Source organism: Bradyrhizobium agreste, from assembly GCF_016031625.1.
Lineage (GTDB): Bacteria > Pseudomonadota > Alphaproteobacteria > Rhizobiales > Xanthobacteraceae > Bradyrhizobium > Bradyrhizobium agreste.
In genome coordinates, this window is sequence record NZ_JACCHP010000010.1 from 172293 (window position 1) to 187983 (window position 15691).

Annotated in this window: 18 protein-coding genes; 12 read left to right on the plus strand and 6 right to left on the minus strand. The window is 65.3% G+C overall.

The window, feature by feature from the left end; all coding sequences use genetic code 11:
- Nucleotides 1-213 precede the first annotated feature (213 nt).
- The 3 genes from HZZ13_RS16840 to HZZ13_RS16850 all read left to right on the plus strand — a co-directional run bounded on the left by HZZ13_RS16840 (nt 214) and on the right by HZZ13_RS16850 (nt 3149).
- Nucleotides 214-1932, plus strand: a complete 1719-nt coding sequence (locus tag HZZ13_RS16840; protein WP_197960665.1) for a pyrroloquinoline quinone-dependent dehydrogenase — start codon at nt 214-216, stop codon at nt 1930-1932.
- A 93-nt stretch (nt 1933-2025) separates the two neighbouring features.
- Nucleotides 2026-2364 carry a c-type cytochrome gene (locus tag HZZ13_RS16845; protein ID WP_246504453.1) on the plus strand — a complete coding sequence of 113 codons (339 nt, stop codon included), beginning with the start codon at nt 2026-2028 and terminating at the stop codon, nt 2362-2364.
- Between the two features lie 17 nt (nt 2365-2381).
- Entirely contained in the window at nt 2382-3149 is a 768-nt protein-coding gene (locus HZZ13_RS16850; protein ID WP_197960666.1) for a substrate-binding periplasmic protein, read from the plus strand.
- A 251-nt stretch (nt 3150-3400) separates the two neighbouring features.
- On the opposite strand, the gene HZZ13_RS16855 is transcribed toward HZZ13_RS16850, so the two are convergent.
- A complete protein-coding gene (locus HZZ13_RS16855; protein ID WP_197960667.1) occupies nt 3401-4045 on the minus strand; it encodes a glutathione binding-like protein in 645 nt (214 codons plus the stop codon).
- 107 nt (nt 4046-4152) lie between these two features.
- Between HZZ13_RS16855 and HZZ13_RS16860 the strand changes: the two genes are divergently transcribed.
- Nucleotides 4153-4839 carry a TetR/AcrR family transcriptional regulator gene (locus HZZ13_RS16860; protein WP_197960668.1) on the plus strand — a complete coding sequence of 229 codons (687 nt, stop codon included), beginning with the start codon at nt 4153-4155 and terminating at the stop codon, nt 4837-4839.
- Nucleotide 4840: 1 nt separating this feature from the next.
- Here HZZ13_RS16860 and HZZ13_RS16865 read toward each other — a convergent pair whose 3' ends face one another.
- On the minus strand, nt 4841-6808 hold the full coding sequence (locus HZZ13_RS16865) for a methyl-accepting chemotaxis protein (RefSeq protein ID WP_197960669.1): 1968 nt from the start codon (nt 6806-6808) through the stop codon (nt 4841-4843).
- Between the two features lie 160 nt (nt 6809-6968).
- Complete coding sequence (locus HZZ13_RS16870; protein WP_197960670.1) at nt 6969-7934, minus strand: 2-hydroxyacid dehydrogenase; 966 nt, start codon at nt 7932-7934, stop codon at nt 6969-6971.
- Nucleotides 7935-8076: 142 nt separating this feature from the next.
- Here HZZ13_RS16870 and HZZ13_RS16875 point away from each other — a divergent pair, with 142 nt between their 5' ends.
- From HZZ13_RS16875 to HZZ13_RS16890, 4 genes are all read left to right on the plus strand, one after another.
- Nucleotides 8077-8445 (plus strand): YciI family protein, encoded by a 369-nt coding sequence (locus HZZ13_RS16875; RefSeq protein WP_024337611.1) that lies wholly within the window; start codon nt 8077-8079, stop codon nt 8443-8445.
- A complete protein-coding gene (locus HZZ13_RS16880; protein ID WP_197960671.1) occupies nt 8442-9737 on the plus strand; it encodes an RNA polymerase sigma factor in 1296 nt (431 codons plus the stop codon). Before HZZ13_RS16875 ends, HZZ13_RS16880 begins: the two co-directional genes overlap by 4 nt.
- Nucleotides 9738-9930: 193 nt before the next feature.
- Nucleotides 9931-10470, plus strand: coding sequence for an SRPBCC family protein (locus tag HZZ13_RS16885; RefSeq protein WP_197960672.1), 540 nt, complete (start codon nt 9931-9933; stop codon nt 10468-10470).
- A gap of 30 nt (nt 10471-10500) precedes the next feature.
- Nucleotides 10501-10914 carry a VOC family protein gene (locus HZZ13_RS16890; protein ID WP_197960673.1) on the plus strand — a complete coding sequence of 138 codons (414 nt, stop codon included), beginning with the start codon at nt 10501-10503 and terminating at the stop codon, nt 10912-10914.
- Nucleotides 10915-11018: 104 nt separating this feature from the next.
- On the opposite strand, the gene HZZ13_RS16895 is transcribed toward HZZ13_RS16890, so the two are convergent.
- From HZZ13_RS16895 to HZZ13_RS16905, 3 genes are all read right to left on the minus strand, one after another.
- Nucleotides 11019-11369 carry a hypothetical protein gene (locus HZZ13_RS16895; protein WP_197960674.1) on the minus strand — a complete coding sequence of 117 codons (351 nt, stop codon included), beginning with the start codon at nt 11367-11369 and terminating at the stop codon, nt 11019-11021.
- Nucleotides 11370-11773: 404 nt separating this feature from the next.
- On the minus strand, nt 11774-12211 hold the full coding sequence (locus HZZ13_RS16900; RefSeq protein ID WP_197960675.1) for a hypothetical protein: 438 nt from the start codon (nt 12209-12211) through the stop codon (nt 11774-11776).
- A 120-nt stretch (nt 12212-12331) separates the two neighbouring features.
- Entirely contained in the window at nt 12332-13120 is a 789-nt protein-coding gene (locus HZZ13_RS16905; protein WP_197960676.1) for an SDR family NAD(P)-dependent oxidoreductase, read from the minus strand.
- Between the two features lie 240 nt (nt 13121-13360).
- Between HZZ13_RS16905 and HZZ13_RS16910 the strand changes: the two genes are divergently transcribed.
- The 4 genes from HZZ13_RS16910 to HZZ13_RS16925 all read left to right on the plus strand — a co-directional run bounded on the left by HZZ13_RS16910 (nt 13361) and on the right by HZZ13_RS16925 (nt 15680).
- On the plus strand, nt 13361-13783 hold the full coding sequence (locus HZZ13_RS16910) for a YciI family protein (protein ID WP_246504454.1): 423 nt from the start codon (nt 13361-13363) through the stop codon (nt 13781-13783).
- A 51-nt stretch (nt 13784-13834) separates the two neighbouring features.
- Nucleotides 13835-14200, plus strand: coding sequence for a YciI family protein (locus HZZ13_RS16915; protein WP_197960677.1), 366 nt, complete (start codon nt 13835-13837; stop codon nt 14198-14200).
- Between the two features lie 126 nt (nt 14201-14326).
- Nucleotides 14327-15067: a TetR/AcrR family transcriptional regulator gene (locus tag HZZ13_RS16920; protein ID WP_197960678.1), complete on the plus strand. Its 741-nt coding sequence runs from the start codon at nt 14327-14329 to the stop codon at nt 15065-15067.
- A 121-nt stretch (nt 15068-15188) separates the two neighbouring features.
- The gene (locus HZZ13_RS16925) at nt 15189-15680 is read left to right on the plus strand and encodes a DUF2852 domain-containing protein (RefSeq protein WP_197960679.1); all 492 of its coding nucleotides are present in this window, start codon (nt 15189-15191) and stop codon (nt 15678-15680) included.
- Nucleotides 15681-15691: the final 11 nt, after the last annotated feature.

Consider the following 15691-nt stretch of genomic DNA (forward strand, 5'->3'; position numbering starts at 1 on the left):
CCTGTGATCCGTCGTACAGTGTAACGGCAAGCGGAAGTACAACAGCAACCACTCCGGTGAACGTGGCTCCTCGGCGCAATGCGCCGAGAGAGGGGCATCTGTTGACGATTCGGTCCGATGGAGGACGATCGACGCACACTGAACGGCAAATACCCCCTCGTAGCGGCGTTCGCGAGACGCAATCAACAAACACAAGAGCGGGAGGAAGTACAAATGAGGAAGCAGTGGCTCAGCTCGGTCTTGCCTGTCGTCGTCGTTGCGACATTTGCGGCGACGGCGGCATCGGCTCAAACCGTGGATACGTCCCGGATCGAGGCCGCCGGCCAGAACGATTGGCTCACCTATCACGGCTCGTACAAGTCTTATCACTACAGCCCGCTTGCGCAGATCAATGCGAGCAATGTCGGCAATCTGGGCGTGGCGTGGATGCACATTCCCGGACGCTCGACGCGCGGCCTGCAGTCGATGCCGCTCGTTGCCGATGGCGTGCTGTACTATTCGGGCTCTTACAGCCGGGTGTTCGCGCTGAACGGCGCGACCGGCGAGGTCATCTGGTCGTTCTTTCCGGAGCTGGATGAGGCGCTGATCAGCCGGCAGACCCACTCGCCTTACAACCGGGGCGTCGCTCTCGGCGAAGGCAAGGTCTTCGTCGGCACGATGGATGGTCGGCTCTTCGGGCTCGATGCGAAAACCGGCAAGGTCCTCTGGGAGACCAGGCTGATCGACTCGCAGAAGCTCACGGTCGGCTTCACCGGCGCGCCGCTCTACGCGAAGGGCAGCGTGATCATCGGCGCGCAAGGCGGCGAATGGCCGGGCCGCGGCCCGATCTTCGCGGTCGATGCCACCACTGGAAAGAAGAAGTGGGAGTTCCTGACGGTCGCAGGCACCGACGAGGCCATGAAGACCTGGGCTAACGATTCTTGGCGCACCGGCGGGGGTGGCGGCTGGATGCCGGGCACCTACGATTCCGAGACCAACACCATCCTGTGGGGCACTGCGAACCCGGCGCCGCTCTACGATTGGTCGGGCGCAGACTACAAGACGCAGGGCGCGCGTCCCGGCGACAATCTCTACACCAGCTCGGTGATCGGGCTCGACACCGACACCGGCAAGCTGAAGTTCTACCACCAGGAACTGCCGCACGATGCCTGGGACTTCGACAGCGCGGTCGGCGAATTCGTGATGCTCGAGCGAGACGGCCAGAAATACGTGGTCCATCCGAACAAGGGCGGCTTCGTCTTCGTCTACGACCGCAATCTCGCCGTGAAGAACGTCTGGCGCCTGGTCGAGAACATCAACTTCGTCAAGGATATCGATCCCAAGACCGGCGCGCTGATCGGCCGTCGCGATTTCCCGGTCGGCAAGGTCACCGAACCACCGCTATGTCCGTTCATCGGCGGCGGCATCAGCTGGAACGCCGGCTCGTACAGCCCCAAGACCGGTCTCTATTACAAGATCGGACAGGAATGGTGCATGACGCTGGATATCCAGAAGACGACACCGGTCACCGCGCCGCAGGCCCAGCTCAACATCGGTGCCGATTTCAAGATGGTGCCTCCTCCGGGTGGCGAGATCTACGGACACCTCGACGCGCGCGATCCCATCACGGGCGCGAAGAAATGGGAGGTTCGCTATCCCGAGCCTCCGCTGGGAAGCGTGCTGTCGACCGCGGGCAACCTCGTCTTCGTGCCTGATTCCCGCGGGGTGCTGCACGCCTATGATGCCGAGACCGGCGCCGAGCTGTGGAAGCACAATAACGGTACCGGCCACCAGGGCGGCATCGTCAGCTACTCCGTCGGCGGCAAGCAATATATCGCCGTGACGGCGGGCTTCGGCGGGATGCTGGCGGACGAATATGCGCCGAACTTCGGCGGCGTCTACAAGAGCATGCCGCGTGACGACGGCGCCTTGGTCGTCTTCAGCCTGAAATAGGTAAGCCGCGGATGTTCTGATCATGGAGCGGGCACAAGCCCGCTCCTGGATCGATGTCGCGGCCGTGCGTGGATCAGGAATGGAGCGTAACTGTTGAGACTGCCTTGCAAAACCATTCCGGCGGGGCTGGGCGCCGCGTTGCTGTGGGCTGCGATGGCCCAGGCACAATCCCCCACGCCCGCGCCGGAGAACGGGGCGTTCGAGGTCGAGCAGGTGTTCGCGGGGACCTGCGGCTTTTGTCACTCCGACGGTGGCCGGGCCGCCGGCAAGGGACCGCAATTGATGAATTCGCCGCGCGATGACGCCTTTATTCGCGACCGCATCAAGCACGGCAAGCCGGGGGCGATGCCGGCCTTCGACGGCGCCTTCACCGATGCCCAGATCGACCAGATGATCAAGTACATCCGCGCCCTGAAACCGCGCGACGGCTGAGGAGCAGAGAGCGCGGAATGAAGGCATTTGCCCCTGTCATCGTCGCTGCCGCCATCGTCCTGTCGGGGCAGGCGTCGGCGCGACCCCTGGAGGCGATCCGCTCGAGCGGCGTGATCGGGCTCTGCGCACATCCCAATTCGCTTCCCTTTGCGCACAAGGCCGGCGATCCGCCCGGCTTCCAGGTCGAGCTCGGTCGGGTTTTGGCACGCGAGCTCGGTGTCTCGCTGAGGCTCGATTGGATCATCACGCAGTACCAGATGCGCAGCGCCGGCTGCGACATTCTTCTGGACGTCATCGCCGATCGCGAAGCGCAAGGCGAAACCCGCCTGAGAATCTCGAAACCGTATTATCGCACGGGCGTCGCGCTGGCCGTGCCCGCATCCAGCACGCTCACGTCGTTCGCGAGCCTCAACGAGGAGACTAAGGTGGGTGTGCAGGTTGGGTCGATCGCAGCCATGATCATCGGTCAGCGGCGCGTGCCGATATCGATCTTCGGCTTCGAGAGCGACAGCCTGGAGGCCGTGTCGAACCGCCAGATCGACGCCGCCGCGGTCACGCCCACTGCGGCAAGCTATTTCAATCTGACTCATCCGGACAATCCGCTCCGGATCCTCGATCGCGATGAGAGCACGGCCGATCTGAACTGGAACGTCGGCGTCGGCATGGTCCGACCGGACGATGCGCTCCGCGAAGCCATCGACGCAGCCGTGGAACGGCTGCGCAGTGACGGCACGATCGACCGCATCTATCGCCGCTACGGCATCGCGCTGCAGGCGCCGAGATAGCGAGCTGCATGACGCAATGGCTTGGTTGAATCGACGGCCGTGGCTCGTTCACCTCTCCCGCTTGCGGGAGAGGTCGCGTCCACCGGGTCGCGCCGTAGGCGCGCCCGATGACAGGCTCCGGCGCGGGAGAGGGCTTTCTCCTCTGGGGAATTGTCCCGTTGTGGAGACACCCTCTCCCCAACCCTCTCCCGCAAGCGAGAGAGGGAGCGCACCTCCGTTGTTGCGGCCATCGAGCCTCATTTGGTCGTGCCTCAGGCCGCTGCCTTCTTCCGCGCGAGCTCGGCCTTGTACAGCTCGAACTCCTCGGCGATCGCCTTCGCGATCGACGGCCGTTGACGCAACCGCTCGTAATAGGCCTTCACGTTCGGCCATTTCGCAAGCTCGATCGGCGGCGTCGCCATGGTCCAGTTGATGACCGTGACGAGATAGGCATCGGCCACGCTGAAATGGTCGAGCAGGAACTCGCGTCCCTCGAGGTACTTGTCGAGATAGTCGAGCCGCGACAGGTTCTTCTCCAGGGCATAGGCCTTGGCTTCCTGCGGCGCCTTGCGGTCGAGCACGGGGATGAAGAGACCCTTGTGCAGCTCGGTGCCGATGAAGCACAACCATTGATGCAGTCGCGTCCGTTCGATGCCGGCGCTCGCGCCGAGGCCGGCTTGCGGGAAACGGTCCGCGACATATTGCAGGATCGCGGCGTTCTCGGTCAGCACCATGCCCTCGTCGGTGCGCAGCGTCGGCACGAGACCGATCGGATTCACGGTACGGAAGTCCGAGCCGTCCTTCAGCACCTTCTTGGTCGGCGGATCGACTTCGAGGTAGTTCGCCTCGGCGCCGGCTTCATAAAGCGCGACGCGTGTCGCCATCGAGCAGGCAAGCGGCGAGAAATAGAGATCCATCTGTAGCCTCCTTGGGGCAATTCCTCTTGGGGTGTCGCTCAACCTGGCCAGATTGATTTTTGTACCATCTTGCATAATATGGGTGCGGTCAAGGATTATCTTGCGAAATGGTACAAAAATCGAAGCCGCCAGCTGCTGCCAATCAGCCCGAACCCCGCGGCGCGCCCGAGCGCCGCGGCGGCCCTAAACGCCGCGGCCGTCCGCGCGCCTACGAGCCCGATATCGCGCTCGGCAAGGCGCTCGATCTGTTCCGCACGCAGGGTTTCGCGGCCACCTCGCTCGACGATCTCAGCGCAGCAACCGGCATGAATCGGCCGAGCCTCTACGGCGCCTTCGGCGACAAGCGCGAGCTCTACATCAAGAGCTACCAGCGCTATCGCGACCAGGCAGCCGCGGCGATGGTCGCGATCTTCCGCGAGGAGACGCCGCTGCGCCAGCGGCTGGAGCGCATCTACGCGGCCGCGCTGGACATCTATCTGTCGGGCGACACCGGACCGCGCGGTTGCTTCACGGTCGTGACTGCGGCGTCCGAGGCGGTCGGCGATCCCGAGATCCGCGCCATGGTGCTGGACGGCCTCACCGGGCTCGACAAGGCGTTTGCCAGTTGCTTCCGCCGCGCCAAGGAGAAAGGCGAGCTGCCGGAGCGCGCCGATCCGGTCGCGCTGGCGCAGATCGCATCGGCCACCATCCACACCATCGCCATCCGCTCCCGCGCTCGCGTGCCGCGCAAGGAGCTGGAGGCGATCGTGAAGGGCGCGATCGACGTGATGGTGGGAGCCGGCACCAGGGCCTGAGCTACGCCGCGCGAATCTGCGCCAGGAAACGGTCCACCTCCTCGCGCAGCCGCTGCGATTGCCTGGCCAGCTCCACCGCCGAGCCCAGCACTTCTTCGGCGGCGGTGCCCGTCGCTGCGATGCCGTCGGTGACGCCCGCGATGTTTTGCGAGACTTCGCCGGTGCGGGCCGCGGCCTGCTGGACGTTTTGCGCAATCTCCTGCGTTGCCGTGCCCTGCTGGCCGACGGCGGCGGCAATCGCGGCCGAGATCTCGTCGACCTGCTGGATGGTTGCGCATATCGACTGGATGCCGTCAACCGCGCCCGAGGTCTCGCCTTGCACGGCGGTGACCTGTGCGCCGATCTCCTCGGTCGCCTTCGCGGTCTGGGTTGCCAGCGCTTTTACCTCGGAGGCCACCACGGCAAAGCCGCGGCCGGCTTCGCCCGCGCGCGCCGCCTCAATCGTCGCGTTCAGCGCCAGCAGGTTCGTCTGACCGGCGATGCCGTTGATGAAGGAGACGACATCGCCGATCTTCTGCGCGGCGTCGGCGAGGCTCTGCACGCGCGCATTCGATCGCTGACCGTCGCTGGCGGCCTTGCCGACCACCTCGGTCGCATGGGCGAGGCGGCGGCTGATCTCCGTCATGGACGAGGACAGCTCTTCCGCGGCTGCCGCAACCGTCTGCACGTTCTCGGAAGCCAGCGCCGAGGCCGAGGAGACCATCCGGGTCTGCTGCCGCGACTGTTCGACGATGGCCGACATCGATCGCGCCGTATGCTCCATCTCGACCGCGGCCGAGGACACCGTGGTGACGACGTCGCGGATGCTGGCTTCGAAATTGTCGGCGAGCGCCGCGAAGGTCCGCCGCTTCTCCGCCTCGGACTGGGCCTTGGCCTCGAATTGTTCGGCCTGAAGCTTGCTGAAGCTCACGGCATTGTCGCGGAACACCCCGACCGCCTTCACCATCGCACCGACTTCGTCATTCGCCGTGCTGACGGGAACCTCGACGTCGAGCCGGCCGTCGGCGAGCTCGCGCATCACTGATGTGATCGACAGGATCGGGCGCGAAATGCTGCGCGCGATCAGATAGCCGACGATCGCGGCCAGCACGAGCCCGAGCGCGGCGATACCGAGCGAAAGCCACCAGGCGCGATCGGCGGAAGCGACATAGTCGGCATTGTCCATCACCAGCTCGACGGCGCCGAGCGGCTTGCCGGAAAAGTCCTTGATCGGTCCCAGCAGGGCGGCGACCGGCGTGCTGTCGAGCTTGCCCTGCCGCACCGTGAAGTCGCCGCCGGTGGCCTGGCCATAATCGGTCGCATCGAAGAAGCTCTTGCCCTTCAGCGTGCCGCCGAACAGCTTGAAGCCGGAACCGTCGGCGAGATGGAAGGCGATGTCGACATGGCGGTTGGCTTTGAAGTCGTCGAGGAAGGACTGGCCGAAGGTCAGGCCGAATTCGACGCTGCCGACATGCTTGCCGGTTTGCGCGATCGGCACCACGCCGCGGATGCCGAGACCGGCGACGCCGCCCTCGAGACCGACCACGACGTTGCGGTCCTGGTTGGCGGCGACGACCGTCTTGCGAAAGCCCGAGAGGTCGTCGCCGAACTTGGCGGGTTGGTGCACGCGCAGGAACGAGGTTGCCGGCGCCACATGAAACTGGAACTGCTCGACGCCGTACTCCGACTTGGTCGCGGCGAACACTGGTCCAAACAGGGTGACGAGCGCGTTGCGGTCCTGTTTCGCCATTGCATCCTGCGTCGCCGGCATTGCGGCCACCACGGTGCTCATGGCGGCGGCGCGGCGGGATTCCTCGGCGATGCGCGACAACAGGGCATCATAATGGCTGCGCAGCTCGCGCTGGTCGGCGCGGTCGATGATCCCGCCGATGATCCACATCGCGCCGAGCACGGCAAACAGTGCAGTCGCTGCGGCCGTCCCAGCCAGAGCAACCGTGATCCGCATCCTGAGGCCGAGGTTCGCCCGCATGTCCGACTCGTTGTTTGAGCGTTGATTAACAACGCCTATCAACTTCTCGCTAAGAGAGGGTGAACGGGATACCGGCGGAGCGTGATGGCTTAAGCGACTGCCGGCCCGCAGCCCGGGCACGACAGCCAGGATGAAACGCGGTGGTGCGCCTCCGCCGGTCTCAATAACCCCTTGCGCGGTCCACCACGTTCTCCAGCGCGCCGCCCGCCTCGAACCGCGCGATCTGCGCGGCGACATAGGCCGAGATCGCATCCGCGTCGGTGTCGGCGGCATTGTGCGGCGTCAACACCACCTTGGGGTGGGTCCAGAACCGGCTGTCCTTCGGCTGCGGCTCCTGCACGAAGACGTCGAGCGAGGCGGCGCCCAGCGTGCCGTCGTCGAGGCAGGCGAGAATATCGGCCTCGTTCTGCAGGCCGCCGCGGCCGGCATTGATCAGCACGGGCGCGCCGAGCGGGCTGGTGCGATTGAGCTTGGCGAAGACCTCGCGGTTGAGGATGCCGTGCGTGTCTGATGTCAGCGGCAGCAGGCAGACCAGGATATCGGTCTTGCGCAGGAACGCGTCCATGCCTGCAATGCCATGGAAGCATTCGACGCCCTCGATCCTGCGCGGGCTGCGGCTCCAGCCGGCGACGCGGAAGCCGAGCCGCCGCAGCACGTCGGCCGCATCGGCTCCCAACGTGCCCAATCCCATGACGCCGACCGTGATCGCGCTGGCCGGCCACTGATATCTGGGCTCCCAGCGCTTCTCGCGCTGCGATTGCCGCAGGTAAAGCTCCTGGCGGTGATGCATCAGAACATGCAGCACGACATATTCGGTCATGCGGTTGGTGAGATCGGGCACGGCGACGCGCACCAGCGGCACCTCGGGCAGGCTCTTGTCGGCCATTAGCGCGTCGACGCCCGCGCCAAGGTTGAAGATCGCCCGCAGATTTGGGAACGCCCCGAGATCGCCCGGCACCGGCTTCCACACCGCCACATAATGCACCTCCTTAGGATCGAGCCCGGCGTCCGGCAGCAGCACAACGCGGCGCTTGCCGCAGACCGCGTCGAAGCGGGCCTTCCAGCGCTCGGGCAGCCAGTTCTGCTGCGTGCTGTTGATCAGGACGGCCAGTGTGCCCATGGTCATTCGAAGTGCCTCTTTAAGGTTCCGCTCGAGAAAGCCCTCCTTGGCACGATCCGCCGGATTTTTCTTGCAAATTTTTCCCGCAGCGCTGTCGGCGCGGGGCATATTGGCGCGTCTTTAAGAACAGACGAGGGAAGTGCCGCCCATGCTTTACGCCATTCTTTGCTATCACGATGAGGATTTCGTCGGCTCCTGGAGCAAGGACCAGGACGAGGCCGTGATGAAGAAGCTCGCCGTGGTGCAGGAAAAGCTCACCAAGCAGGGCCGGCTCGGGCCGGTGGCGCGGCTGTTGCCGACGACCGCGGCGGCGACGCTGCGCAAGGAGGATCCGCCGCTGGTGCTCGACGGCCCCTATGCCGAGACCAAGGAGCAGCTGCTTGGCTTCTACATCGTCGACTGCAAGAATCTCGATGACGCCCTCGACGTCGCACGCGAGCTGGGCGCCGCCAACCCCGGCGGCGCCTATGAGGTACGTCCCGTCGGCGTGTTCCGGCCCGGAGGAAACCTGACGTGAGCGAGGCCGATACCGCCTGGATCGAGACTGCGCTGACCTCGGCGCGACCCCAGGCGGTCGGCGCGCTGCTGCGCTATTTCCGCGACCTCGATACGGCAGAGGAGGCCTTTCAGAACGCCTGCCTGCGCGCGCTCAAGACCTGGCCGCAGAACGGGCCGCCGCGCGATCCCGCGGCCTGGCTGATCATGGTCGGCCGCAACGTTGCGATCGACGAGGTGCGCCGCGCGCGGAGGCAGCAGCCGCTGCCCGAGGACGACCAGGCGATCTCCGATCTCGACGACGCCGAAGGCGAGCTCGCCGAGCGGCTCGACGGCTCGCACTATCGCGACGACATCTTGCGGCTGATGTTCATCTGCTGCCATCCGGGGCTGCCGGCGACGCAGCAGATCGCGCTGGCGCTGCGCATCGTCTCGGGCCTCACGGTGAAGCAGATCGCCCGCGCGTTCCTGGTCTCAGAAGCGGCGATGGAGCAGCGCATCACGCGTGCCAAGGCAAAGGTCGCCGAGGCCGGGACGCCGTTCGAGGCGCCCGGCGCCGTCGAGCGCTCCGAACGGCTCGCCGGTGTCGCGGCGATGATCTACCTGATCTTCAACGAAGGTTATTCCGCGAGCGGCGACACCGCGGAGATCAGGAAGCCGCTGTGCGAAGAGGCGATCCGACTGGCGCGGCTGCTGCTGCGGCTGTTTCCGAGCGAGCCGGAGATCATGGGCTTGACGGCGCTGATCCTGTTGCAGCACGCGCGCAGCGCCGCGCGCTTTGCCGAGGACGGATCGCTGATCCTGCTGGACGATCAGGATCGTTCCTTGTGGAACGGCACCATGATTGCGGAGGGGCTCGCGCTGATCGACAAAGCGATGCGTCACCGCCGCAGCGGGCCCTACCAGATCCAGGCCGCGATCGCCGCGCTGCATGCGCGCGCGGCAACGCCCGAGGAGACCGACTGGACCGAGATCGACCTGCTCTACGGCGCGCTCGAAGTGGTGCAGCCCTCGCCGGTGGTGACGCTCAACCGGGCGGTCGCGGTCTCCAAGGTGCGCGGGCCGCAGGCCGCGCTCGAGCTGATCGAGCCGCTGGCGCCGAAGCTCGCCAATTATTTCCATTTCTACGGCGTGCGCGGCGCCTTCCTGATGCAGCTCGGCCGCAACGACGAAGCCCGAATCGCATTCGACCGCGCCATCGCGCTCGCCAATACCTCGGCCGAAGCCGCCCACATCCGCATGCATCTCGATCGCCTGATCCGGGACAGCCAGCCGAAGGGAGCCGATGCGCGGCAGGGCGCGAAGGCGACATAGGCGCATCTGCCTCCACATCGTCATGCCCGGGCTTGTCCCGGGCATCCACGGTCTTTCCCTCCGCGCCAAGAACGTGGATGGCCGGGACAAGCCCGGCCATGACGTGGGGTGGGCAGTGCGCTAAAGAATTTCTGTCCCTTTGTCGGCTCCTGCCGTTCCCCTTCGTCTTAATCCCGTACCAGGGGAGCCATCCATGATGAAAGCCATTGCCGTCATCGCCATCGTTCTCGCCGTCGGCCTTGCCGCGGTCTTCGGTTTTGCCCTGACGAAACCCGATACGTTTCGCGTCGAGCGCTCGCTCGCGGTAAAGGCGCCGGCCGCTGCGATCTATCCGTTGGTTGCCGATTTCCATCGCTGGACCGCCTGGTCGCCCTATGAGACCCGCGATCCCGCCATGAAGCGGTCGTTCGGCGGAACCGCGGCGGGGAAGGGGGCGACCTATGCCTGGGACGGCAACAACAATGTCGGCGCCGGCCATATGGAGATCCTCGAGGCGAACGGGCCCACCAAACTCCGCATCAAGCTCGATTTCGAGCGGCCGTTCGAAGGCCACAACACCGCCGAGTTCACCTTTGTGCCGCAAGGCGATGCCACACTCGTCACATGGGCGATGTACGGTCCGGCCCCGTTCCTGTCCAAGCTGATGCAGGTGTTCATCAACATGGACAGCATGATCGGCAACGATTTCGAGGCGGGCCTCGCCGGCCTGAAGAAGCTCACCGAGACGCAATAAGCTTCACTGCCAACGAAGAGGAGAGAAACGATGCTCAATCCTTATCTGTTCTACCAGGACAATTGCGAAGCGGCGTTCAACTATTACGCCAAGGTTCTCGGCGGCAAGATCGACGCGATGATGCGCGCATCGGATGCTCCGCCGGAGATGCCGGCCGCGCCCGGCCGGGAGAAGATGATCATGCACGCCCGCATGACGCTCCCGGACGGCAGCGTGCTGATGGCCTCCGACGCGCCGGCCGAGCACTTTCACAAGCCGCAGGGCTTCTCGATCTCGCTCACGGTCAAGGACCCCGCAGATGGCGAGCGCAAGTTCAACGCCCTCGCCGATGGCGGCAGCGTCACCATGCCGTTCAGCAAGACGTTCTGGGCCAAGGGCTTTGGCATGTGCGTCGACAGGTTCGGCATTCCCTGGATGGTGAATTGCCCGGCCGAGGGCATGTGACGGGCGCGACCGCGCTTCGTCGCGTTGCGATCCCCTCTCTCCGATGCTGCGGGAGAGGGGACGTACGCATCGTTACGTCACGCGCCGATCTGCCGTTTCTCCTCTCACCGGATTGATCCGGTGACGTCCTCGCGCGGCGGCGACGATTCCACGCAACGAGGACAGATCACAAGCTTGGCGCCGAGTTTCCTGTCGTTCTCCGCCTGTATCTCGTCTTGGACCGCCCACCACGCCTCGGAATATGGGCGCAATGTGCCGAGCACCCTTTCCCGCTCCTGATTGGGATCGCTTGCGGCCGGCGCGCCGGTCGTGACGCGCCGCTTCGCGACATGCGTACGGTTCGGATCCTTGCCAAGACCATCCCATGCGACGGCGCGGCGTTCCTGCGCCGGCGCCTCTGCGCATCCGATCAGCGCTGTGCAAAAAGTAAGCAGGATGAAGCCGTGTCGAATCATGCCCGGGCTTTTGCCTCCATAAGCGGCGCGCAGAATCGGCGTGAGACACGCGCATCGTCGGTTCAATGGAACTCAAGGCAAAACGAGCTTGCCGGCATGGCCGAATATGAGTCGTGCTTTCGCACCACTTTGCGGACGCAGTGAGGCCGCTTCGTGAAGCGAGCTGCATCGCACAACAATTGGCGCAATATTGGGCTGTGCTCTGCACGCGAGAATCGTTATTTATGAGTCATAAAAGCTACAAACTGGGATGGACGTCACTTGGAAGGGAGCGACCGATGGCGGCGGCGCTACAGATCAATTTTGCTCTCTGGGGAATGCTCATTTGCGCCAGCGCAAAGCTGGCACCGGTGATCCAGACTCTCTTTTGAGAGCGGCCAGCGCTTTGGCGGCTGCCAGCTGCATCAGCGGCAACGCGGATAGATCGCGGCGAGATCACGCCCCTTCAACAGCAGCAACCGCGAGGTCAGACCGCCACGGCGGCTGATCCAGGCGCGCACCGGGCCGGGATAGGCGGCAAGCACCGCGACCGAAGCTTCCGGCTCGGCATAGAAGCGGCCGCGCCGGTCCACCGAGCGCGCAGCATGGAAGCCGAGCACGGCGCGCTTGGTGACGCAGATGCGCTCGCCCGGCACGATGCTCAGCACCAGCGTGCAGGCCGACAGGCAGGGGCCGTCGATCACCACGCGCTCGCCACTCTCGCGCACTTTCTCGAACAGATCGAGGAACGGCCCGACCTCTCCGCCAGGGGATTGGATGATGCGGATCTCGGCCGCAGCGGGCGACACGGCGAGCAGCGCGCATGCAAGCATCAGGGCTTTGAGGAAGGTGATGCGTTGCATGAACTTTCCTCCAACTCGATTCCGTAGGGTGGGCCAAGCGTAGCGTGCCCACCATCCGCAAACTTGGGATCGATGGTGGGCACGGCGCGTTGCGCCTTTGCCCAACCTACAATCCTGTGCCTACCCGTTGCGCCGTTGCCCGCGCAGCGTCGGCAGGCCGATACCCGCCGCATCGAAGCCGCCGTCCACGGCCAAAATTTGGCCGGTGATGTAGCTGGCGCGGCCCGAGCACAGGAAATAGATCGCTTCCGCGAGTTCCTCTTCCAGGCCGTAGCGGTTGAGCGGAATGGCGTCGTGATAGTCGGCGCGGATCTCCTTGGTGTGCACCTGCTTCGCCATCGCGGTGTCGACCGGTCCGGGTGCGACCGCGTTGACGCGGATGTTGAGGGAGGCGAGCTCGACCGCGAGCTGCTTGGTGAGGTGCGCAAGGCCCGCCTTGCTGGTGCCGTAGGCCGAGCGCAGCGTCGAAGCGCGCACGGCCGAGATCGAGGTGATGTTGACGATGGCGCCGCCACCGCCGTCGCGCATCAAGGGAACCGCCGCCTTGGTGCAGAAAAACGGGCCGGTGAGGTTGACCTCGAGCACGCGGCGCCAGTCGGCATCCGACGTCTCCATCAGCGGCGCGAACACTGCGATGCCGGCATTGTTGACCAGCGCATCCAGCCGGCCGAACCGCCGCTCGAGTCCCTTCATCGCATCGCGGACTGCGGCCGCGTTCGAAACGTCGCAGGTGAGCGCCAGCGTCGCCCCACTCTGGCCGATCTCGGCAACCGCCCGGCCGAGCAGCTCCCTCTCGATGTCGAGCAGCGCCACGCGCCAGCCCTCGGCCAGGAACTTCTTCGCGGTCGCAAGCCCGATGCCGCGTGCGGCTCCGGTGACGAGGGCGACTTGTTGCGGGGCTTGCGGCATTGGCTGATCTGTCCTGTGTCCGGGAGCGGCGCGCGAGAGCGCCGGCCCCTTTTACTGCGCTTTCGTTTCGGCATGAAAGGCCTCGAACCGTGCCGATCCAGCCCGGTGCGGCCCAGAATGCGCCGGCCGCGGCCGCACTGCGGCCGGCAAATAAATCCCGTCCCGCTGTCGGCCCGGCAGAAGGTCGTTCGTCTTGGAGGGGACGCGGGCCAGCCGTCTCCGCCCGCAGCACATATCGGAATGATTGCGACCAACGAGGAAGTCCATGCGATGCTGATGATCCCGCTCGGCTACGAGAACGCGCCGCCGGAGGTGCAGCTCGATCCCGAGCGCGTTGCGGCGATGATGCGCTACAACGAGGCGCTGAAGGATGCGGGCGTGCTGATCACGCTGGACGGGCTGCACCCGCCGTCAACCGGCGCGCGCGTCTCGTTCGCGACCGGCAAGCCCATCGTCACCGACGGTCCCTTCGCGGAGGCCAAGGAAGTCCTGGGCGGTTATTGGATGATCGAGGTCGCCTCGCGCGAGGAGGCGATCGCCTGGGCCAAGAAGTGCCCGGCCTCGCCGAACGAAATTATCGAGATCCGGCAGGTGCAGGAGATGAGCGATTTTCCGCCCGACGTGCAGCAGGCCGCCGCCGGGTTTGGCGATCTGAAAAGGTAGACGAGACAGCCGCTACCCGATGTTCCGATCAATCAACCACAGGAGATATCCATGAGCACCGAAAACAAATTCCTCGCCATCTATCTCGGCAGCATGACCGGATCGAAAATGGCCGCGTGGCGCGCGCTGCCGGAGGCCGAACGGAAGGCGAAGGAGCAGGAGGGCATGGCCGCCTGGCACGGCTGGGTCGAGAAGCACAAAGCCGTGATCGTGGAGATGGGCGGTCCGCTCGGCAAGACCCGCAGGATCGACGGGAGCGGCATCACCGAGGTCAGCAACGCGCTGACGGGTTTCACGGTGGTGCGCGCCGGCTCGCAGGAGGAAGCTGCAAAGCTGTTCGAGAACCACCCGCATTTTGCGATCTTCCCGGGCGAGGCGATCGAGGTCATGCCCGTGCTGCCGATTCCGCAGATGTAGCTTCCAGTGGATCGTCATTCCGGGTTCGATGCTGGCGCATCGCCCCGGAATGACGTGGAAATACGGATTAACCAATCCGGCCGCCGCTAGTGACCTTCACGCCCGCCTCATGTAAAGGTCGTTCACATGAGCTGGCGCAAGGAGCAGCGCCGCGCCGAGCGCGGCTATCACCACGGCAATCTGAAGGAAGCCCTGTTGCAGGCGGCCCTCGGGCTGATCGCCGAGAAGGGGGCGGCCGGCTTCACCTTCGCCGATGCCGCGCGCATGGCCGGCGTCAGTGCGGCGGCGCCCTACCGGCACTTCCGCGACCGCGACGAGCTGCTGTCCTCGATCGCCCAGCGCGGTTTCGAGCAGTTCGAGGCGCGCCTGTCGGCGGCCTGGGACGACGGGCGGCCCGACACGGTCACCGCCTTCGAGCGCGTCGGCAAGGCCTATCTCGCCTTCGCCCGCGAGGAGCCGGCCTTCTACAACGCGATGTTCGAATCGGGCGTGCCGGTCGATGCCAATGCCGCACTGCAGGCGGCCAGCGAACGCGCCTTCAACGTCATTCGAGCCGCAGCCGAGCGGCTCGCCGCACTGACGCCTCCCGGCACGCCCCGCCCGCCGGCGATGATGATGGCGCTGCACATCTGGTCGATGGCGCATGGCGTGGCCTCGCTGTTTTCCCGCGGCGATGCTGCGCGACGCAAGCTGCCGATGTCGCCGGACGAGCTGCTGGAGGCCGAGGTGCTGATCTATCTGCGCGGCCTCGGCTTCCCGATCGACCGCCGTCCTCCGGCCAGAGGCGCCGAGCCGCCGCCGGTGCCGCCGGAGGCCCCCTCCGGTTCGGGCGTCCCTCCGGGCCGCCCCTGGGGCAAGCCGAAATGAAGTTGCGCCAATAATCACGCGGGCGTGTCTGGCGGCCAGCTTGACAAAATCGCGGGATGGTCTAGCTATGTAAATGTTATTTACATTCACAACGGCGCTGGTGCCGTGATGGAGATGGGAAATGGCCTACACCGCTGACGTCAATCGCTGGCGCGGCCCCTCGGACCAATACCAACAGTACGAGCGGCCCCGCATGCTCGATACGCCTTGGCATCCCGGCTGGATCGCCGTGACCATTCTCGGCTTCATCATCTGGTGGCCGATCGGACTTGCCCTTCTATTTTTCACACTCGGGAGCAGAAGAATGTCGTGCTGGAGCCACCAGGATCGCTGGCAGAACAAGATGGAAAAGATGCAGTACAAGATGGACCGCATGCGCGACCGCATGGAGCGCCGCGGCTTCGGCTTTGGCTTCGGCCCGCCGTCCTCCGGCAACCGCGCCTTCGACGAATATCGCGCCGAGACGCTGCAGCGGCTCGAGGAAGAGCAGCGCGAGTTCAAGGATTTCCTGACCCGTCTGCGTCACGCCAAGGACAAGGAAGAGTTCGACCAGTTCATGGCGCAGCACAGGACCCGTCCGACCCCGCCGCCGAACGACCAGCAGCAGGGTTGATCCGAAGAATT